This is a genomic window from Vreelandella zhuhanensis, from assembly GCF_009793355.1.
Taxonomy (GTDB): domain Bacteria; phylum Pseudomonadota; class Gammaproteobacteria; order Pseudomonadales; family Halomonadaceae; genus Vreelandella; species Vreelandella zhuhanensis.
Genome location: NZ_WTKP01000003.1, coordinates 1 through 16,767, shown reverse-complemented (window position 1 = coordinate 16,767; position 16,767 = coordinate 1). Strand labels below are relative to the sequence as shown.

Genomic DNA, 16,767 nt, shown 5'->3' with positions numbered 1-16,767 from the left:
AAACACTGACCCACCAATTAAAGGGGGAGGTTTCCGAATGAGCATCTTTGACGAACTCCAAACATCGCTGCAAGAAGCCGTTGAGATTAAACAGGGCAACACAGAGGCTAGCCGCATCACACGCCATGAAGTGGCCGATGTAAAAGCCATTCGCGCCAAGCTTTATGTTTCTCAGGCGGAATTTGCCCGCGCCATGGGTACCAGTGTGGACACCATCAAAAGCTGGGAAACCAAGCGCCGTAACCCTACGGGGTTAGCCGCTAAGGTACTGGCGACGATTCAGGATAATCCCACTTTTTTCAACGAGCTTGCCGCACATTAGCGTTTCTTTTTGGCTCACGAATGCCTTCAGTGCGATGTTGCGGCAAAGCCGATTATTCCCCTTTTTTCCTGTTATCCACGCAGCCATTAATTTCTGTTTCTACTGATCAATGCATGCCAACCGCTTTAGAAGTTACCCTCCACAAAGGGTATTATGTCGCCATAAGCTAAGCCCGAGTAATACGCTGCTAAGGAAAACATCAGTACATGCCCATACTGCGATGGTTGACCCGAGACGAAGACGTACGCGCCGCTGAAAAGGTGCCCTATCGCTTGATGGAAGAAGCTACCGAGCTTGGCTATGGTGACCAGAATTCCGGGAATATGCTCATCCAGGGCGATAACCTCGACGCCCTCAAGGCACTTTTGCCCTATTACGCTGGTCAGGTTAAGTGCATTTATATCGATCCACCCTACAACACCGGCTCTGCCTTCGAACACTACGACGACAATTTAGAGCATTCCAAATGGCTAGCTATGATGTGGCCCCGCTTGGAGCTACTGCGCGATCTGCTAGCAGAGGATGGGTCAATCTGGATCAGTATTGACGAAGACGAGCATGCCTATTTAAAAATCATCTGCGACGAAGTATTTGGTAGACGAAAATTTGTGACTACCAACGTCTGGCAGAAACGATATGCACCAGACTCCCGTGTTGCCATCAGTGATGCCCATGAGTACGTGCTCTGCTATGCGATGGAGCCCCGTACATTTAAAGAAACGCGAAATCTCATTCCGCTTAGTGAAGCTCAAACCAAACAGTTCAAAAACCCAGACAAAGACCAACGAGGCCCCTGGAAGGCTAGAGACTTTACAGCACCTGGTTACCGCCCTAATCAGATGTATGAAATTACTCTTCCTTCTGGACGCGTAGTTACACCCCCAGGAGGACGGTGTTGGCGAGTCACTAAAGCAGGGTATGAGCAATTTTTAGCCGACAAAAGGATGTACTTTGGCCCCAAAGGCGACGGGGCACCTGCGGTTAAAAGGTTTGTAGCTGAAATGCAAGGCATGGTTCCTTGGACGTGGTGGCCTCATACGGACGTCGGCCATTCCCAAGAAGGTAAAAAAGAGAACCAAGCTCTTTTTGGGTACGATGACACATTTGGTACTCCCAAGCCCGAGCGCTTGATCGAACGCATTCTCCAAATAGCCACCAATCCTGGCGACCTCGTTCTCGATAGCTTCCTCGGTTCAGGCACTACAGCTGCCGTCGCTCACAAAATGAACCGTCGATATATCGGCATTGAAATGGGCGAGCACGCAGTCACACACTGCGTTCCCAGGCTCAAGCAAGTTGTTGATGGTGAACAAGGCGGGATATCGGAGGCTCACAACTGGCAAGGCGGCGGTGGCTTCCGTTTTTACCGGCTTGGCCCGCCCGTGTTTACGGAAGATGGGCAAATTCAGCCCGACATCAAATTCCCGGTGCTGGCAGCGCATATTTGGTTTACCGAGACGGGTACATCATGGGGAAAGTCGAATGACCAGACACCTTTCCTCGGAAGCCATAACGGCCATGGTCATGCTCTCCTATACAACGGTATTTTAGGTGATAAAGCAGCTTCTAATGGCAACGTGCTTACTCGCAAGACACTAGCCGTAATTCGCGCTGCACAAGGCGATTTTAAAGGCCCCATGACCATTTATGGCGAGCGCACCATGCTATCAGAGGCAACGCTCAACGCTGAGCAGATCGAGTTTAAGCAAACTCCTTACGATGTTAAGGCACGCACATGAAGTTAAAGGATTACCAACACGCCTCGCTCGATACGCTAAAAACCTACTTGGAAGAGGCGCGGGTGATTGGCCCGCAAGAGGCATACAAAAAAATTACCGAAAAGCCTGAAATAGCCACTCGGCTTCGGGGTTATCCTGCTAAATACACGCCGATCAAAACGCTACCAGATACGCCTTATGTTTGCCTACGCCTACCCACCGGCGGCGGTAAGACGATTCTCGCCGCTCACTCAATTGCAGTGGCCAAAGACTCTTGGGTAGAAAAAGACTTCCCCTTGGTTCTATGGCTAGTACCCACCAACACCATTCGTATGCAAACAGCCGAGGCCCTTAAAAACCCTCGCCATCCCTACCGAAAAGCTTTGGATGAAGCGTTCGATGGACGCGTGCGAATTTTTGATATTGGCGATTTTACCCACATCAAGCCGCATGACCTTCGCTCCAATCTCTGCGTGGTTGTAGGTACCATTCAAACACTGCGCGTTAGCAATACCGATGGGCGCAAAGTCTATGCGCATAACGAGGATATGGAACCACATTTCTCAGCGGTTTCTCCTCAAACGCCAGATTTGGAGCGCACTGAGAAGGGCAATATTAAATTTAGCTTCGCTAACCTGATGCACCTTCACCAGCCGCTGGTCATCATGGATGAAGCCCATAAGGCCGGTTCCAACCTCAGCCAAGAAGTTTACGAACGGATTAACCCGACCGCGCTCATCGAATTCACCGCCACACCTAAGGGGTTTAACAATCTGCTTCATTCAGTGACCGCCCAGGAGCTGAAAGATGAAGAGATGATCAAAATGCCCGTGGTTCTGGATGAAGCTGAGACATGGCAAGGGGCGGTTAACTCGGCCATTTTGAAGCGAGCCGAGCTACAAGAGCACGCTGAACGCGATCGCGAAGCTTATATTCGTCCTATCGTGCTCTTCCAGGCACAAAAAAAAGGGGAAGAGGTCACCGTAGGGGTACTGAAACAGCACCTGATTGAAAACGAAAATATTGATCCTAATAAAATCGCAGTGGCAACGGGGACGCAACGCGAATTAGACGGTATTAATCTATTCAAACCTGATTGTCTTATCGAGTACGTCATTACTATCGAAGCGCTCAAGGAAGGCTGGGACTGCTCGTTTGCCTATGTTTTCTGTTCGGTGGCCAATATTCGTAGCTCAACCGATGCTGAGCAGCTTCTTGGTCGCGTACTGCGCATGCCTTACGCCCAAAAACGTAAAGAAAAAGCGCTGAATAAATCCTACGCCAAGCTGGTTTCAAAGCACTTTATGGATGCCGCCCACAGCCTACGCGATAAGCTCATTGATATGGGCTTTGAAGAGAGCGAGGCAGAGGATAATATCGAAGCCGAACAGCTCGGCCTTGATGATGGGTTGTTTGGACGACAGCCTCGGCCCACCCCGACGATGAAAGTAGCCATTCAGGCTAGCCAGGAAGAAGCCAGCAAAATGAACACGGCGGTGCCATCGAAGGTGCAAGTGACTTTTGATGAGAGCGGCAAGAGCCACGTGGAAGTAAAGGGCTTCCTCAAGCCCGAAGAAGCCGACACGTTGATCAGCTATGCCCCTGAATCGCTTAAACCGCAGCTTCAGCAAAGCATCAACGAACACCACACTAAATACCAGCACGACATACCGCCATCACAGAAGGGAGAAACCTTCACGCTGCCCCGCTTGATGGCCTACGTGCAGGGGGAGATGGTATTTGGTGACCCTGATATTCTCATGGAGCAACATGAGTGGTCGCTTGCTGACCACCCTGCTCGCTTGGAAGCGTCCGAATTCAGTATCGTGGATACCACAAACACATTTGAAATTGATTTGGACGGCAACCGCGTCACCATTGGCTCTGGCGATACCGCTGAACAGCTCATCATGAACGTCGAAGTAGACGACTGGACGCCAACCAGCTTGGTGCAATGGCTAGATCGCAAAATACGTACTCCGTGGCTGAGCCAAGCTGAATTACTGGCTTGGCTAAGTGACGTCGTGACCTACCTAACACGTGACCGCGAGCTAAGCTTGTCGCAGCTGATGCGCTGCAAATTTATTCTCGCTCGCAAGCTGTCTGAAAAAATACATGGCTTCCGCCAAGCGGAGCGCGAGAAAGTCTACCAAGCCAACCTGTTCGGGCCTGATGCCCATGTTGAGGTCTCCTTCGACCAAGGCTTTACCTTCTTCGATGAGATGTATGCGGGGATTCCGAAATATCGCGGAAGCTATCACTTCAAAAAGCACTTTATGGGGCCTGACGATGTGCCCGTCTTTGACTCCAAAAAGGTCAATGGCGAGGAAGAACAATGTGCCTTCATGATCGATTCGCACCCGAGGGTAAAATACTGGACGCGTAATGTCAGTAGGCACCCAAATTCGTTCTCGCTGCCAACCTCCACCGACAAATTCTATCCAGACTTTGTCGCCCTGCTCGACGATGACCAACTGCTTGTCGTGGAATACAAAGGCAAAGACCGAACGCCCGAGGAAAACCGCGATTCACGTGAGAAAAACCTCATTGGCCAGCAGTGGGCAAAAGCTTCCGATGGTAAGGCTGTCTTTGTAATGGCCACTATTGAGAAGGGTGATCCGAAGGAAGTGCGCGTGGCGATTGATAACGCTTTGTAAAAACGCTCCCTCTCCCGAATAAGTTTTTCTGTAGGGGGGTAAGTTCAATATAAACTTCTTACTCTTCTTTTTTTATAGACTCAGAACGCTGTTGTTGACTGCTCGCATCTTCTTGGTCTCCGCTATGAATGGCAGGTAAACCAATAAACCCCAAAAAGAATATTATTGAAGAAACCACCAGCCCAATATGCATCAACTTTATGGTACGTTTGTAAAGCTGGATTGCATCAAGAATTGGTCGTAAAGCAAGATCCTTATATTCAGCCCTGCTTAAAGCAACATGCACACTCCTATGCCAGCTCCGCATGTGACAAAGGTCACTTACAAGTGAACTTGAGCTTATATATCGTTGAAGCAATATTCCAGTCCAAGTTACACTCAAAACTACTATACAAAATACTAAACCAGACCACTCCCAGCTACCATTTGATGTTATCAAAGTAAGGCGAACACCTAACCCTGCGGCAAGAGCAGCTAAACCTACAATAAAACCGTTTGCTAACCTATGGACTCGAGAGGTTATTTTAGAAATATCTTCACCCACAGCTTTTCTTAAATCAGCAACAGCTTTAACAGCCTCGGTTGATTTATACCTTATATAAGCTTTATGATCGAGACGCGCCCCATCAAGAGCTTCCTTTAATACTTTTTTAGCAGCTACAATCCAACTAGAGTTATTATCTTCATCCTGCCAAAGAAGTGTAGCTAAACGTCGTATCAAAACCTCATGCCTTGCATCTGCATCTTGCCGTACTAGCAGCCACTCAATAGCTTCTTTCAGTTGTCCGTAAAAGCTAGGATCATCTAAAAAATCTTCAAGATTAAATATAATTTTACGTGAGCCATGAATTGACACTTTTGTTTTAACGTCTTCAGCCCAAACCTCTGAAACCAAAATTGTAGACAATTTCAGCACGGCTATATTCTGCCACTTAGACCACAATTTCCCCTCACTACTCGGGCCGGTTAAAAGCCAACGGTATGGATCAGCGGGAACTTTTTTAGCTGTCAAATCACGAACTAGCCCTATTCTTGGATCTACTTCGTCAGAACCATTCTCTTGTCGAGGCAAGCTATGTATCAACTCACCATCCCAAGGTTTAATACAGTATCTACGTGTACAAAATGCAGAAAAATTTTGAAGCACTAAGATCTCTTTTACATATAACAACTCCTCTTTATCCAACTCATAAAGAAAGCCATTTACAGTCGCAAAAAACAACCTTCCCCCTACAGGCTTTTTTATTAATATATTTAAGTCTTCCCCATCGATATCCTCTAGAGAAATTTCCGAATATTCCCCATCGCGAATGTATATCGACCACTCTGAATTTTCACTATTATCAAACTCGGACAAAGCATTTCTAATGCTTTCAACAGAGACAGAATTTGAGCCAATAAAAATACTTAGCTCTTCTAGGGTCTCTTTGACATTGCTGCCTGAGTCTATGTTATCAATCAGGAATGCGAGGCATTTTTTCGAGTTCATCATCGCGATATAATCCAGTTGATTTTACGGTAATTGTAAATCCCCCATTATCCTCAGGATGCTTTTTCACTTTACCATCAGCCTCATGACTTGAAGAGAACAGAATTGAAACACCCTCATTTGTCACTATCCTTCTATACTCTGCCGGGGGAGGCACCGCTCCTGAAAACTCAAATGCCTCTGTACTAATCCCATGCTTTTTCGTATTTTTTTCAAAAGTTTTGAGGATTGGTGAGTCAGAACTCACACCATGAATAATTGCACCAATAAATTCTTCTGGTTTTTCAAAATCGAATCCATCTAGCCTAGAAAAAGTTTCTCGAACAAATCTTTTTGGGGCTTTTGCCACTTCAGGAGGAACTTCATCAACGTGAGCTTTAATAGTTTCAACAGTAGCTTCTTCTAGCCGCTTTGTTAGCTCCTTGGGCTCTAGCAGACGTCTTATATCAAGAAAGTTAGAAAAATGTTGTGTAGCATCTCTATATTTTCTAGATGAGTGATCAACTACAACAACGCGATCTCTTTCAACTTCTTGCCCCACATCATTTATGTTTGAAAATCGAACAACTGCAGATTTTTGCATTGCTTTACGATCTTGCGTAAAAGTCTCTATTAACGTCTCTAAATCTGGAACGGGATTACCTTCACCATCTAAAGCAACATCGCCGTTTTTATCCAAAGCATAAGAATAGGAAACCACCTGCTGGTGCTCATACTTAACTATCGCTACTAAATTTTCATCACTAGTAGTTTTAACCAAAAAAAACATTAACACACCTGAAGCAAGTCTTTTATCTTGCTTCACCTTTTCCTTAAATCTTTCTGAAAGCTCATGGGATACTTTCACAAACTCATCAACATTGCTTCTACCAGGTAGTGCTCGACGAAGTAAACTAGGAACACCAGCTCCTGGTAAGAACAGATATTGTGCTCCTCTTAAGGTCTCTTTTATTCTTTCTATAAAAAACTCTGCACATTTAGGAGGACTAACTTCTGCTAAAAATACGGGATCATCTGATTCAGGATCTACCACATGGAAGATCATTCTTTCTATCGTTAGCTCTAAAATTTCGCTTTCGGTCAATATACTCACAATGCTGATTCCCTAATAGCTTTCCGATCTCTGAACGTCAATTCGATCATGATATACCCTAAAGCTAACAGCCTCCTGATCTGCACATGAAAATCTTAATTATATAGTGTCATTCCCTGTGCAGGTTCAGCAACCAAAATTATTGCAGATGATTAACAATACGATTAGCTAACGCTCGTGTTGAAAAACTATTTAATTCAGAGGATACCCAGCTCCGCAAACGAGACATGCCCCTCACTCCCCACTACTACATGATCAATCACGCGGATTTCCATCAGCCCGAGCGCTTCCTTGAGACGTTGCGTGATGCGGCGATCAGCGTCGCTGGGCTTGGGGTCACCACTGGGGTGGTTGTGAACCAGGATCACCGCTGCAGCGTTATAGGCGAGCGCAGCCTTCAGCACTTCACGTGGGTAAACGCTGGCAGCATCGATGGTACCCCGAAACATTTCTTCGAAACGGATCACGCGGTGCTGGCTATCCAGAAATAGCACGCTGAATACCTCGTGCTCGTAATCCTGTAATAGAAGCTGCAGGTGCTCAAAGGCCTGCGAGGGCTGGGTAATCTTGCGGCCTTTGGCCAGTCGGCGGCGGGCAAAGCGCTTGGCCATGCTGATGATATCGGCCTCGGTGACCGGGGCCGTGACATGATAAGTCCCGGCCACTTCCCCGGCTTTGAGTTTGCTGTGCGTCATGGTTCCCTCCAAGAAATAAAAACGCCGGGGTGGTGGCCCCGGCGTCTATGGCGTGAGATAGCCTGTTGAATCGTGGTGTAGGGGTCGCGTCACGCGGCCATCACCTGTGCCAGGCGGCGGTCCATTTCCTCGTGAAAGGCGTCGATCCGTTCGGCAATGGTCCGGATCAGGATGTCGTCTCGATATGCCCGCTTGATAAACAGCGGCATGCCCGGCCAGTAGCTCACAAAGTCGATCCAGTCCCGCTCGCTGACCCAGAGCCCGCCTTGGCATTGGGCGATGTGCTCGGCAGGGATCTCGCCATTGAGCAGCACCTCGATCTGGTACTTTGGCAATTTGGTCTTGATTTCCAACAGGCCGTTCTCGCCCACCAAACTGTCGGGCGAGTAACCCACGCCCTGGTTGAGAATGAGGCCGACTTCCCGGGGCTCAGGCTCGTTGGTGGCGTCGTGGTAGAGCTCTCGGGCCACGCCTTCCAGTTCATGCCCTCGGCGGGTATGGATGTTGCCCTGAAATGGCTCGGCCAATTCGCCGGTAATCCGTTCGCCAATCAATTGGTGCATGTACGAAAAAGCCCCGGTGCCAAATCCCCCGGGGCCTTTGCCGTTGACCAGCAAGGTCTTGAGTTCCGACATGGTGACGCGCCCTAAGCGGGCGGCTAACCAGTCGGGGGAGCCTTGCGCCATTGTCAGCAGTTGCATGGGGTCTCCTTTTAAAGGGGGGTATAGGCAGGCTATTGAATGGCACGCTTGGAAAGCGATGCCCGCAGCTTGTCGAAGTCGACTTGCGGCACCTGGACCACCGCGCCGTACTTGCCGCTGAACCACTCCTGGGTCGTGGCCGGGCATTGGCTGATCAGTCGCTGGAGTTGACCCGCCTGGAAGGGGGTGACGCTTTTGATGCTCCCAGCTTGGTTGCCATTGTCGTCCTGGCCCCGGGTGGTGATATTGAGCAGGGCACACAGCACATAGCGCCTGCCATAGCTGGTGGAGGAGCCAAACGCCTGCACGGCATTCTTGTTACCACTCATGTCGGCGGGCAGCAGCATGCCGGTCTCTTCACGATGACCATCTTTATGCATCAAGACCCCGGTGATCTCGATGCCACGTTCCTGGGTCTGAATGCGAAAGCTCACCGCAAAGCCGTGCTTTTGCATGATCGGCCGCACGGTATCGACGATATCCTCCAGGGTGGCGTACTTGCCGTTATTGCCCTGGCCATGTTCCTCAATGCTGGGCAGCTCAGTCTGCATGGCTGCCATGGCGGCGCTGTAGGCCATCATGGCCTGGCGGTCCAGCACGCGTTCCTGCATTTGCAGGAGACGTTCCATCTTGTCGATGTCGACGTCAGGGTTCATGGCCGCGCGTTCGATCACCTGAATGATCGCGGTGCTGTCGACGGTGGCTTGAGCGTCAACCGGAGCCGGCGTCGCTGACGTTCCCGCTGTGGGTGCGGCGTTTTTCGGTGACGTGGCTGCGCGGGCAGACGAATTTACTACATGAGGTTGTTGTGCCATGGGAGACCTCCAAGGGGTCAATGGGCCTTGCGAGCCCAGCAGGGAAAATGGCGTTATTCCGGCAAGTGATCAGCCAGCGCCTGGGGATCAATCGGTACCAGGCGTACCTCCGCCCGGTAAAACTGCCCTTTGGCGCATATCAGCGACACAGCCTGATGCGTCTGCTGCTCTAGCAGCTGCTGAGTGAGTCGGGTTAATGCGATTTCGATCGCGTGAGAAATAAAGGTCATCGTGGAATCTCGCGGCAATAAGCCCCACAGCAAGACGCCCAGACTTTTAGAAGCTGGGCGTTTATGCCGTGAGCAGGGTGACAATGAAGAAAGAAGTCAGAAGCGGGGCGTCACAGGCACCGGGGACCATCAAGGCCACGCAGCAACCCCTCAAGCGAGCAGTTCAAGGGCGGTATCCAATGCTTGCTGCTTGAGTTGCGCACCCTGACCGAACCAGGCGGAATCCAGCCGGGTGTCGGTACTGCGGGCGCGTTTATCGTGATCCACGTATTCGGTCACGGCGTTGAGCAGGCCCCAGGCGGTGTCCTTGGCGGTAGACAGGTGCGAGCCGCGTCCTTCGCCGTGGTAGAGCGTCTGGACCTTGTTGAGCGCTCGGTAGTTGGGCAGCTTGGACGGATCGTCCAGGGGTGTCTGGGTGCCGCAGATTACCGACTGGAAGTAATGCTGGGCTTCGCGGTGGCTGATCTTGCGTTCGGCCAAGGCCTTCATGCGGTACATGAAGTCGTTCCACTGGGAAACCGAAATCCCCAGCTGACGCTTCACAGCGTTGGGGTCAAACTCCGAGCGATGGGGCACTTTCACCGCTTGCGTGGTGCCATTCACGGCAATCTGCAGGGTATTGTTGCACACCACCCGCACCGTGGTCGGTGTGGCCATGGTCGCCAGCGTGCCATCGCACGAGGTTGCCAGCAGCAGGTAGTCGTTCACCTCATCCTGGCCCTTGAGCGAGGTGCTCAGGCCACTCCGGGCTAGGGCCCAGAACTTGCGGCCCCCCTTGAGAACGCCAGCGGTCTCCAGCTCATACCCGGCGTACTCGGTGAGGTCGCGGTAAAACTCCAGAATCTCCTCGGGCTGCACCACCTTGTAGCGCTGCGAGACCACCGACAGTGGCGCCTTGGAATCGGAACGGTAAAGCACCTTCTGTTCCGGGAAGGAGTGAATGCTGCCCAGGTGGCTCGCCCCTTCGGCAATAAAGCGCACCGGCGCCTCTTCGATGTGCCAATCCATCCCGGCTTGCTGCTGCCAGACGTCCAGCGGTTGGTTGCGGGAAAGCTGCTGCCCCAGGCCATGCCAGGGGGTATCGCCGACGTAGGCCATTTGTTCAACGAGGTGTGCCATGAAAATGACTCCTTTAAAAACACGAAAACGCCGGCGGACAGCCAGCGCATTAGGTTGGGCAAGAAAGAGGGTTAGCCGCCAAGCGGCGAGAGGGTCAGGAGGGAGAGGCCACGGAGGGCGTCGGCTGACGAAAGGCGTAGCCGCACGACAAGCACAGCCAGGGCGTGCCTTCACCAGGCGGCATCCATTGAGAGAAGCAGCGTTGTACTGCGAGAGAGCCCGCTAACCCACCGGTACTTGCGCCCATGACCGCCATAGGTAATTTGGCAAGTGGAAAGCGCGAAGCAGGGTCAGTGTTGCCATCGGAACTGAACGCGCGATAGGCCCCGACGGCGCCACCGATCAGTGCGCCACTAGCAATACCAAGGTGACGGGCTGTCTCAAGATTAAGCGTGCGTGTGGCTGTGCAGCGTAAACAAGGTGGGGGCATAGAGTGCGCTCCTGTGAATGAGAAGGTCCCAGGGGGCTGGGGTCACAGGAGTGATATAGGTCTCAAATAATGTTGAGCACAGTCACGCATACGCAGACTGCGTCTTACACCAGGTGGGTTTTTACCGTTATTCAGTGGTCTGAATCACACCGGGTTTCGTGATGGCCTCAATGCTTGAGCATGACAAAATCTAACAACACCTACTCCGCTGAAGGTCGTTAGCGTCCGGTTTCATTGGACCACTACGCCCAGGACGCAGCATGCACACAGCGATGGAAGTCGCTGTATTCCTCCATCCGGTGAGAACTTTTACTGGCGTGTTCCATGTTCTGAGCCATTGCGACCCAACCTGGATCGCAACCTTTATTGATAGAAACTGATCAGGCCATGGCGGCCTGACTTAAATGAAACGGCTTCCACAAAAGCCGGTGTGGTTCACTTTCCCGAAGGACGCAAGCGAGGATAGCGGCGTGACACCGCAGTAAGGGCATCGTGTCATCGGTCTCTCCTGGGAGATACGGAACGTACATCGATAGCCGAGTGCTATCCCTTAGGTGATATAGATCTGAAATAACTTTTACTGGCGGGTCTCATCCTGTGAACGTGAGGCAGGCTTTTCAGCCTGCGGTTATCTCACTGATAAAAATGGAATTGTTTTTTAACGACAAATAGGACAAAAAAGTGGATGACACACGCTGACAGCCCTTGCCATACGTGGCTTTCGCCTTCATGGCTTATCTGCCTCACGCCTGATATCTGCTCGGTTAATAGTAATATGCATCAGCTAACGTAGGGGTAATCATCATGGAAGGAGGCCCCTAGCCTCCGACCTATCCCCTCTAGCGCTGTAACCAATCACCACCACCCGCAGTCAGCGTTGATTGCTAGGTATCCAACAATACCCGTAAGAAAGTTCGCCAACACCGAGAACGGTAGGTCCATGAGGAAAGCCCATTAGCGGTCGCCTTGGAAGCGACCGTGTCCCCTTGTGTCACCCCTCACCTACCGTGGCTACCCATAAGCCGACGTATAACTTGATAGCACCGCCCCCCACGTTGGGTATCGCCCCTTGGGGCATCCCCGCCTAACGCCTTAAAACGACGACCGCCTGTAAGCGCGGTCTCGTGCTGGCGTGCATGACCCTTTTCACTTTTAACCACCACACCCGCCACGTCTGGGACACGGCCTAGCGCCGTGGGCCTGCCCGTGGGCGCGTGTCAGGAGATCACCACGATGAGTTCACCTTTCCAATCCTTTCTGCACGGTCGTAAACGCCATCGGGACAACACTCAGCTTCGTCTCCGGCATCTCCCGAAGTTTCACAACATGTCGGTACAAATGACTTGTGGGCCCCTGATCACCAATTATTTGGAAAAGACCTATCGGGTGATGAAGGAAGCTCGCGATGCCCACAGTCGGATTCTGGCAGTACCGCTCGATCTGCGTTACCCCGAGGCCCTGCCTGCCAGCAGCCTAACGTCCCATAATACCGTGATAAGCCGTTTCCTACATTTTTTGAGCTGTGAGTTGACGCTGATCAAGACCACGCATGACCCGGACATGCGCTATATCTGGTGCCGGGAACAGGACACCAGCGACAAGCCTCACTACCACGCCTGGCTGTTTTTCAATGGCAACGCGCTCCGACGCCTCGGGACGTTGAGCGCTTACATGGACGGGAGTGACGAAGCTTATGACGGTGATTGCCTGTATCACCGCCTGGTGCGGGCGTGGGCCTGGGCAATCAATTGGCCGTTGGAAAAGATGGGCGGCCTGGTTAACGTGACTCAAGACCGCTTAACCGAGAAATCTGCGGTGCGTTACTTTCATCGCGGTGACCGAGCGGCATTCCATGAGGTCTTCTACGCGGCCAGCTACCTGTGCAAGGCCTACTCCAAACCCATTGGCCAGGGCGTGCATTGCTTCGACGGTAGCCGGCGACGCAGCCTGGATGAGAGCGCCTGTGAGGCGCTATCGCTGCTTCCTTGTAAATAGGCCACCCCTCCTCGGATCGGCGTTCAGCGCGTCCTTGTGAGGGATTATCAGCGTAGAAAAAAGAAGCGCCTTAACAAGGAGTGGGCGCTCGGGATGATGGATGACTCGCTCTTACAGGGTTATTTATGCATCCCTTAATGGGTTGGCCAGCCATGAGCCAGCCTATCCTTCATGTGCCTTAGCGATACCTACCCGACAAGCGACACCGGCATGACACGCCCGGTGCGCTTTCCCTGATGACGCCTAACGCCCCCATGAGAACGGCCCTCTGCGGCCGGTACTCGCCCGTGCGTGCGTCTGCATATCCAGACATAGCCCAGGAAACCGCCATGATTCAGCCCAGCCTTTTCGAGCACCGCCCCAAACGCGATCCCGTTAACCCGCATTGGGAATGCCACTACGATCCCACTACCTTCGCCGAGGTATTCTACGCGGCGAGCTACTTGTGCAAGGCGTACTCCAAGCCTATCGGTCAGGTCGGCCATCCGTTCGGTAGTAGCCGGTTGTAACGCTTGGAGAGGCTAGCACCGAATTGCATACACATGAGACGGTAATCTGCTTATCTGCTGTTCCTCTTATTGTGGTCTTTCTCCCTAGAACCATGACTAGGCTTTTTTCCGTGGTAGAAACAGCAAGACAGACAGAACCACGAATGAAAGCTACGCCCATAAAAAAGGCGGAAGCCCATTTCTTATTCCGTCAGCATCGGAACTTGTCAACCTGTTGCTGAGTCTCTGCGCCTACCAGGTGCTGCACCGGCTGCATTGCCTGATCGAGACACAGGCGCGTCAGGGCTGGAGCCTGATACGACTGCGGGAGCAGGTGCTCAAGATGGTAGCGACAATCACGGTGCACGCTCGCCAGATCAGGATGTGGCTGGACGCCGCGGCAGATCAATGGTGCCCCTCGACGCTGAAGGCGCTGTCTCGATGGTGTGCTTTGTCGTAGCCCACCCTTTTGCTGATTCGTGATTAATGCTCTATATCTTGTCAAAAACCTGGATTCATAGAATAACTGCAGCACTTTGGGCCACCCGGTAGAAGCAGGAGGGCCAGCGCCGGTACTCTCCCTGCTTTACGACCAAAGTGAAGCAGAGCATGAGATACCGACAGCTGATCCAGATCCAACGATACCAGATTCACGCTTGTATTGGGGTAGGCATGAGCCAAAGACAGGTCGCATGCGGTCAATAATGAATCACATGTTGAAACGAGTGCTGCTTAAATAGCGTTGCCATGGCTGTTTGGTCAGCAACATTTATACGCGTATGTGTATAACTAGAGAAAGTGGACAACCGGAGGACTCGGACTTCTTTTAAGTTAGGGTCGTAGTAGGTGTTGTGATTATCTATACCAATAAAATGATCGCCTCGTTCTAGCAGACGATAAGCTACTGCGGCCCCTATGAAACCAGCCGTGCCGCTCACTAAGTGGGCAATGAATATCTCCGAATATTCGCGTTGGGAGGCGAGTTGGAGGCCTATCTTGACACATCAAGATAGGCCTATACGTGTTCAAGAGCGATAAACTGCTATCAGCCTTTTAGGTGTTCCACCAGCGCTTGGGCGAAGGTATCGGTGGTGCCGGTGCCGCCCATGTCTGGAGTCACCATATCACGGCGGTTCTCCAGCACGGCGCGAATCCCTTGGCGAATTGCGTCACCCTTTACAGTCATGCCGAAGTGGTCGAGCATCTGGGCGGCGGCCAGCAGCAGCGCGCAGGGATTGGCAATTTTCTTGCCTGCAATATCCGGTGCCGAGCCGTGCACCGCTTCAAAAATCGCGGCTTTTTCGCCGATGTTCGCCCCTGGGGCTAGGCCCAAACCGCCCACTAGGCCCGCGCATAGGTCAGAGAGAATATCGCCGAACAGGTTGGTGGTAACGACGACATCGAACTGATGAGGGTTCATTACCAGCTGCATGCAGGCATTATCCACGATCATCTCTTGGAATTCGATTTCGGGGTATTCGCTGGCGACTTCTCGGGCAACGTCTAAAAACAGGCCTGAGCTGGTTTTGATGATGTTGGCTTTGTGAATGGCGGTGACTTTCTTACGGCCATTCTGCTTTGCCAGCTCAAAGGCGTAACGCACGATGCGCTCGGAGCCTTTACGGGTCACTTTGATCACCGAGATGCCGGTATTGCCGTCGTCAATCATCTCTTGCCCGTCCGAGAGGTAAGCCCCTTCGGTGTTTTCCCGCACGGTGATCATATCAATGTCGTCGTAGTGAGAGCGGGTGCCCGGAAAGCTAACGGCGGGGCGAACGTTGGCATAGAGGTCAAAATGTCGGCGTAGCTGCACGTTGATCGACGAGAAGCCCTTACCAATCGGCGTAGTGAGCGGACCTTTCAGGGCAATGCCGTACTTTTCAATGGCATCCAACGAGGCTTGAGGAATCAGCGTGCCGTGCTTTTCAAGTGCCACCAGGCCCGCGTCGACAAACTTGTAGTTCAGCCCGCACTCAAGGGCGTCTAGCACTTGCAGGGTGGCGTCCATGATCTCAGGGCCGATGCCGTCGCCTTTAATCACTGCTACTGTCTGGCTCATCTATCGCTCTCCTCATGCTCGTTAATGTCTCTTTTAGTGAAGCAATGGTACGCCAAAATGTCGCAGCGGGTTACTCTGCCTAGAGTAGTGCAGAAGCACGGAGCAAGCATGGCGCCTGAGATGCCTGCTGCATTGCAGCAGAATAGCTAATACATTTATTCTGCATACCTGATCTATCTGATCGGTATTCTGGCGGGCCTGGCCATTGGGCTGGGTCTGCCGAACGTGACCTCACGCCTTGAAGCCTTTCTGGACGCTGCTCGGCGGCCTGTTCTATACCACCTTCACCCAGGTTCCATTGACGCGGCTCGGCCAGGGGCTTAGGGATTGGCGCTTTCTGGCAGCCTTGCTGCTCGGACTTCGTGGTGATTCCCGGCGTCCTGATGACCTTCCTGGCCGTGCAGGCCGGCGTGCTGTTGGTTCTGCTGGTCCCTTGCACCGACAGGTTTATCAACTTCACCCACCTGGGAAAGGACGATGCTGGTCAAACCATCGCCGCCTCCCAGGTGACTTGGCCAGCCCCAGTGGGATGTTATTTTGCTGGTTGCGACCTAATCAGAAGGATCTTGCCAAAGAGCCTGGATATTATTGTATAGATATTCGGATTATCTGGTTGATAGATTCCATTTGTTCCTCCGGCCCCCTTGATCTTTCCAGTGAGGTTCAAAAAATCGAGGTTGAGAAAATGCTTGAGAACGACATCGCATAAAATGCCGGCGAACAGGTTGCAAAGGGAGGCAGGTGCGCTAGGGCGGGCTGGGGAAGGTATCGGTGAGCAATTGAGTCAATGGATTGCTCCTTTTGCAGTTACCAGCGACCTCGGGAAAGGTAACTGGATGGTCAGGTAAATAAGCGCTTACGATAACAAAACCTTGAATGCCTATTCAGGCGAAGGAACATGGCCGCTTTGCACTTCAACAAGCCAGTGGGCATACAGCACAGCTTCTTGGTTGTCG

15 protein-coding genes are annotated in these 16,767 nt (G+C 51.9%); 5 read left to right on the top strand and 10 right to left on the bottom strand.

The window, feature by feature from the left end:
- Positions 1–37 precede the first annotated feature (37 nt).
- The 3 genes from nadS (at position 38) to GPM19_RS04390 (ending at position 4,697) form a co-directional block, all read left to right on the top strand.
- Positions 38–322, top strand: coding sequence for a NadS family protein (nadS, locus tag GPM19_RS04400; protein ID WP_160417681.1), 285 nt, complete (start codon positions 38–40; stop codon positions 320–322).
- Between the two features lie 206 nt (positions 323–528).
- Positions 529–2,061 (top strand): site-specific DNA-methyltransferase, encoded by a 1,533-nt coding sequence (locus GPM19_RS04395; RefSeq protein ID WP_160417680.1) that lies wholly within the window; start codon positions 529–531, stop codon positions 2,059–2,061.
- Positions 2,058–4,697: a DEAD/DEAH box helicase gene (locus GPM19_RS04390; protein WP_160417679.1), complete on the top strand. Its 2,640-nt coding sequence runs from the start codon at positions 2,058–2,060 to the stop codon at positions 4,695–4,697. Before GPM19_RS04395 ends, GPM19_RS04390 begins: the two co-directional genes overlap by 4 nt.
- 58 nt (positions 4,698–4,755) lie before the next feature.
- Here the strand turns inward: GPM19_RS04390 and GPM19_RS04385 are convergent, their stop codons facing one another.
- The 8 genes from GPM19_RS04385 to GPM19_RS04350 all read right to left on the bottom strand — a co-directional run bounded on the left by GPM19_RS04385 (position 4,756) and on the right by GPM19_RS04350 (position 11,269).
- Positions 4,756–6,189, bottom strand: coding sequence for a hypothetical protein (locus GPM19_RS04385; RefSeq protein WP_160417678.1), 1,434 nt, complete (start codon positions 6,187–6,189; stop codon positions 4,756–4,758).
- A complete protein-coding gene (locus tag GPM19_RS04380) occupies positions 6,152–7,279 on the bottom strand; it encodes a nucleoid-associated protein (RefSeq protein WP_160417677.1) in 1,128 nt (375 codons plus the stop codon). The genes GPM19_RS04385 and GPM19_RS04380 overlap by 38 nt, the downstream gene beginning before the upstream one ends.
- Before the next feature lie 197 nt (positions 7,280–7,476).
- Complete coding sequence (radC, locus tag GPM19_RS04375; RefSeq protein ID WP_443089487.1) at positions 7,477–7,890, bottom strand: RadC family protein; 414 nt, start codon at positions 7,888–7,890, stop codon at positions 7,477–7,479.
- 173 nt (positions 7,891–8,063) lie between these two features.
- Positions 8,064–8,675, bottom strand: coding sequence for a lambda exonuclease family protein (locus tag GPM19_RS04370; RefSeq protein WP_160417675.1), 612 nt, complete (start codon positions 8,673–8,675; stop codon positions 8,064–8,066).
- 32 nt (positions 8,676–8,707) lie between these two features.
- On the bottom strand, positions 8,708–9,490 hold the full coding sequence (locus GPM19_RS04365; protein WP_160417674.1) for an ERF family protein: 783 nt from the start codon (positions 9,488–9,490) through the stop codon (positions 8,708–8,710).
- A gap of 53 nt (positions 9,491–9,543) precedes the next feature.
- Positions 9,544–9,720, bottom strand: coding sequence for a hypothetical protein (locus GPM19_RS04360; protein WP_160417673.1), 177 nt, complete (start codon positions 9,718–9,720; stop codon positions 9,544–9,546).
- A 150-nt stretch (positions 9,721–9,870) separates the two neighbouring features.
- Positions 9,871–10,839 (bottom strand): DUF932 domain-containing protein, encoded by a 969-nt coding sequence (locus tag GPM19_RS04355; RefSeq protein ID WP_160417672.1) that lies wholly within the window; start codon positions 10,837–10,839, stop codon positions 9,871–9,873.
- Positions 10,840–10,933: 94 nt separating this feature from the next.
- The gene (locus tag GPM19_RS04350; RefSeq protein ID WP_160417671.1) at positions 10,934–11,269 is read right to left on the bottom strand and encodes a hypothetical protein; all 336 of its coding nucleotides are present in this window, start codon (positions 11,267–11,269) and stop codon (positions 10,934–10,936) included.
- A gap of 1,233 nt (positions 11,270–12,502) precedes the next feature.
- Between GPM19_RS04350 and GPM19_RS04345 the strand changes: the two genes are divergently transcribed.
- Complete coding sequence (locus tag GPM19_RS04345; RefSeq protein ID WP_160417670.1) at positions 12,503–13,264, top strand: YagK/YfjJ domain-containing protein; 762 nt, start codon at positions 12,503–12,505, stop codon at positions 13,262–13,264.
- Between the two features lie 329 nt (positions 13,265–13,593).
- Positions 13,594–13,773: an inovirus Gp2 family protein gene (locus GPM19_RS04340; protein WP_160417669.1), complete on the top strand. Its 180-nt coding sequence runs from the start codon at positions 13,594–13,596 to the stop codon at positions 13,771–13,773.
- Positions 13,774–14,450: 677 nt separating this feature from the next.
- Here the strand turns inward: GPM19_RS04340 and GPM19_RS15650 are convergent.
- Positions 14,451–14,690, bottom strand: a complete 240-nt coding sequence (locus tag GPM19_RS15650) for an NAD-dependent epimerase/dehydratase family protein (RefSeq protein WP_160417668.1) — start codon at positions 14,688–14,690, stop codon at positions 14,451–14,453.
- Positions 14,691–14,797: 107 nt separating this feature from the next.
- Positions 14,798–15,811, bottom strand: a complete 1,014-nt coding sequence (locus GPM19_RS04330) for an isocitrate dehydrogenase (protein WP_160417667.1) — start codon at positions 15,809–15,811, stop codon at positions 14,798–14,800.
- Positions 15,812–16,767 lie beyond the last annotated feature (956 nt).

What these genes read in the sequence shown, in the direction of transcription:
- GPM19_RS04395 (WP_160417680.1), top strand. Translation starts at nt 529, where the DNA reads ATGCCCATACTGCGATGGTTGACCCGAGACGAAGACGTACGCGCCGCT.
- GPM19_RS04390 (WP_160417679.1), top strand. Translation starts at nt 2,058, where the DNA reads ATGAAGTTAAAGGATTACCAACACGCCTCGCTCGATACGCTAAAAACC.
- GPM19_RS04340 (WP_160417669.1), top strand. Translation starts at nt 13,594, where the DNA reads ATGATTCAGCCCAGCCTTTTCGAGCACCGCCCCAAACGCGATCCCGTT.
- GPM19_RS04345 (WP_160417670.1), top strand. Translation starts at nt 12,503, where the DNA reads ATGAGTTCACCTTTCCAATCCTTTCTGCACGGTCGTAAACGCCATCGG.
- nadS (WP_160417681.1), top strand. Translation starts at nt 38, where the DNA reads ATGAGCATCTTTGACGAACTCCAAACATCGCTGCAAGAAGCCGTTGAG.
- GPM19_RS04355 (WP_160417672.1), bottom strand. Translation starts at nt 10,839, where the DNA reads ATGGCACACCTCGTTGAACAAATGGCCTACGTCGGCGATACCCCCTGG.
- GPM19_RS04385 (WP_160417678.1), bottom strand. Translation starts at nt 6,189, where the DNA reads ATGATGAACTCGAAAAAATGCCTCGCATTCCTGATTGATAACATAGAC.
- GPM19_RS04330 (WP_160417667.1), bottom strand. Translation starts at nt 15,811, where the DNA reads ATGAGCCAGACAGTAGCAGTGATTAAAGGCGACGGCATCGGCCCTGAG.
- GPM19_RS04370 (WP_160417675.1), bottom strand. Translation starts at nt 8,675, where the DNA reads ATGCAACTGCTGACAATGGCGCAAGGCTCCCCCGACTGGTTAGCCGCC.
- GPM19_RS04360 (WP_160417673.1), bottom strand. Translation starts at nt 9,720, where the DNA reads ATGACCTTTATTTCTCACGCGATCGAAATCGCATTAACCCGACTCACT.
- GPM19_RS04350 (WP_160417671.1), bottom strand. Translation starts at nt 11,269, where the DNA reads ATGCCCCCACCTTGTTTACGCTGCACAGCCACACGCACGCTTAATCTT.
- radC (WP_443089487.1), bottom strand. Translation starts at nt 7,890, where the DNA reads ATGGCCAAGCGCTTTGCCCGCCGCCGACTGGCCAAAGGCCGCAAGATT.
- GPM19_RS04365 (WP_160417674.1), bottom strand. Translation starts at nt 9,490, where the DNA reads ATGGCACAACAACCTCATGTAGTAAATTCGTCTGCCCGCGCAGCCACG.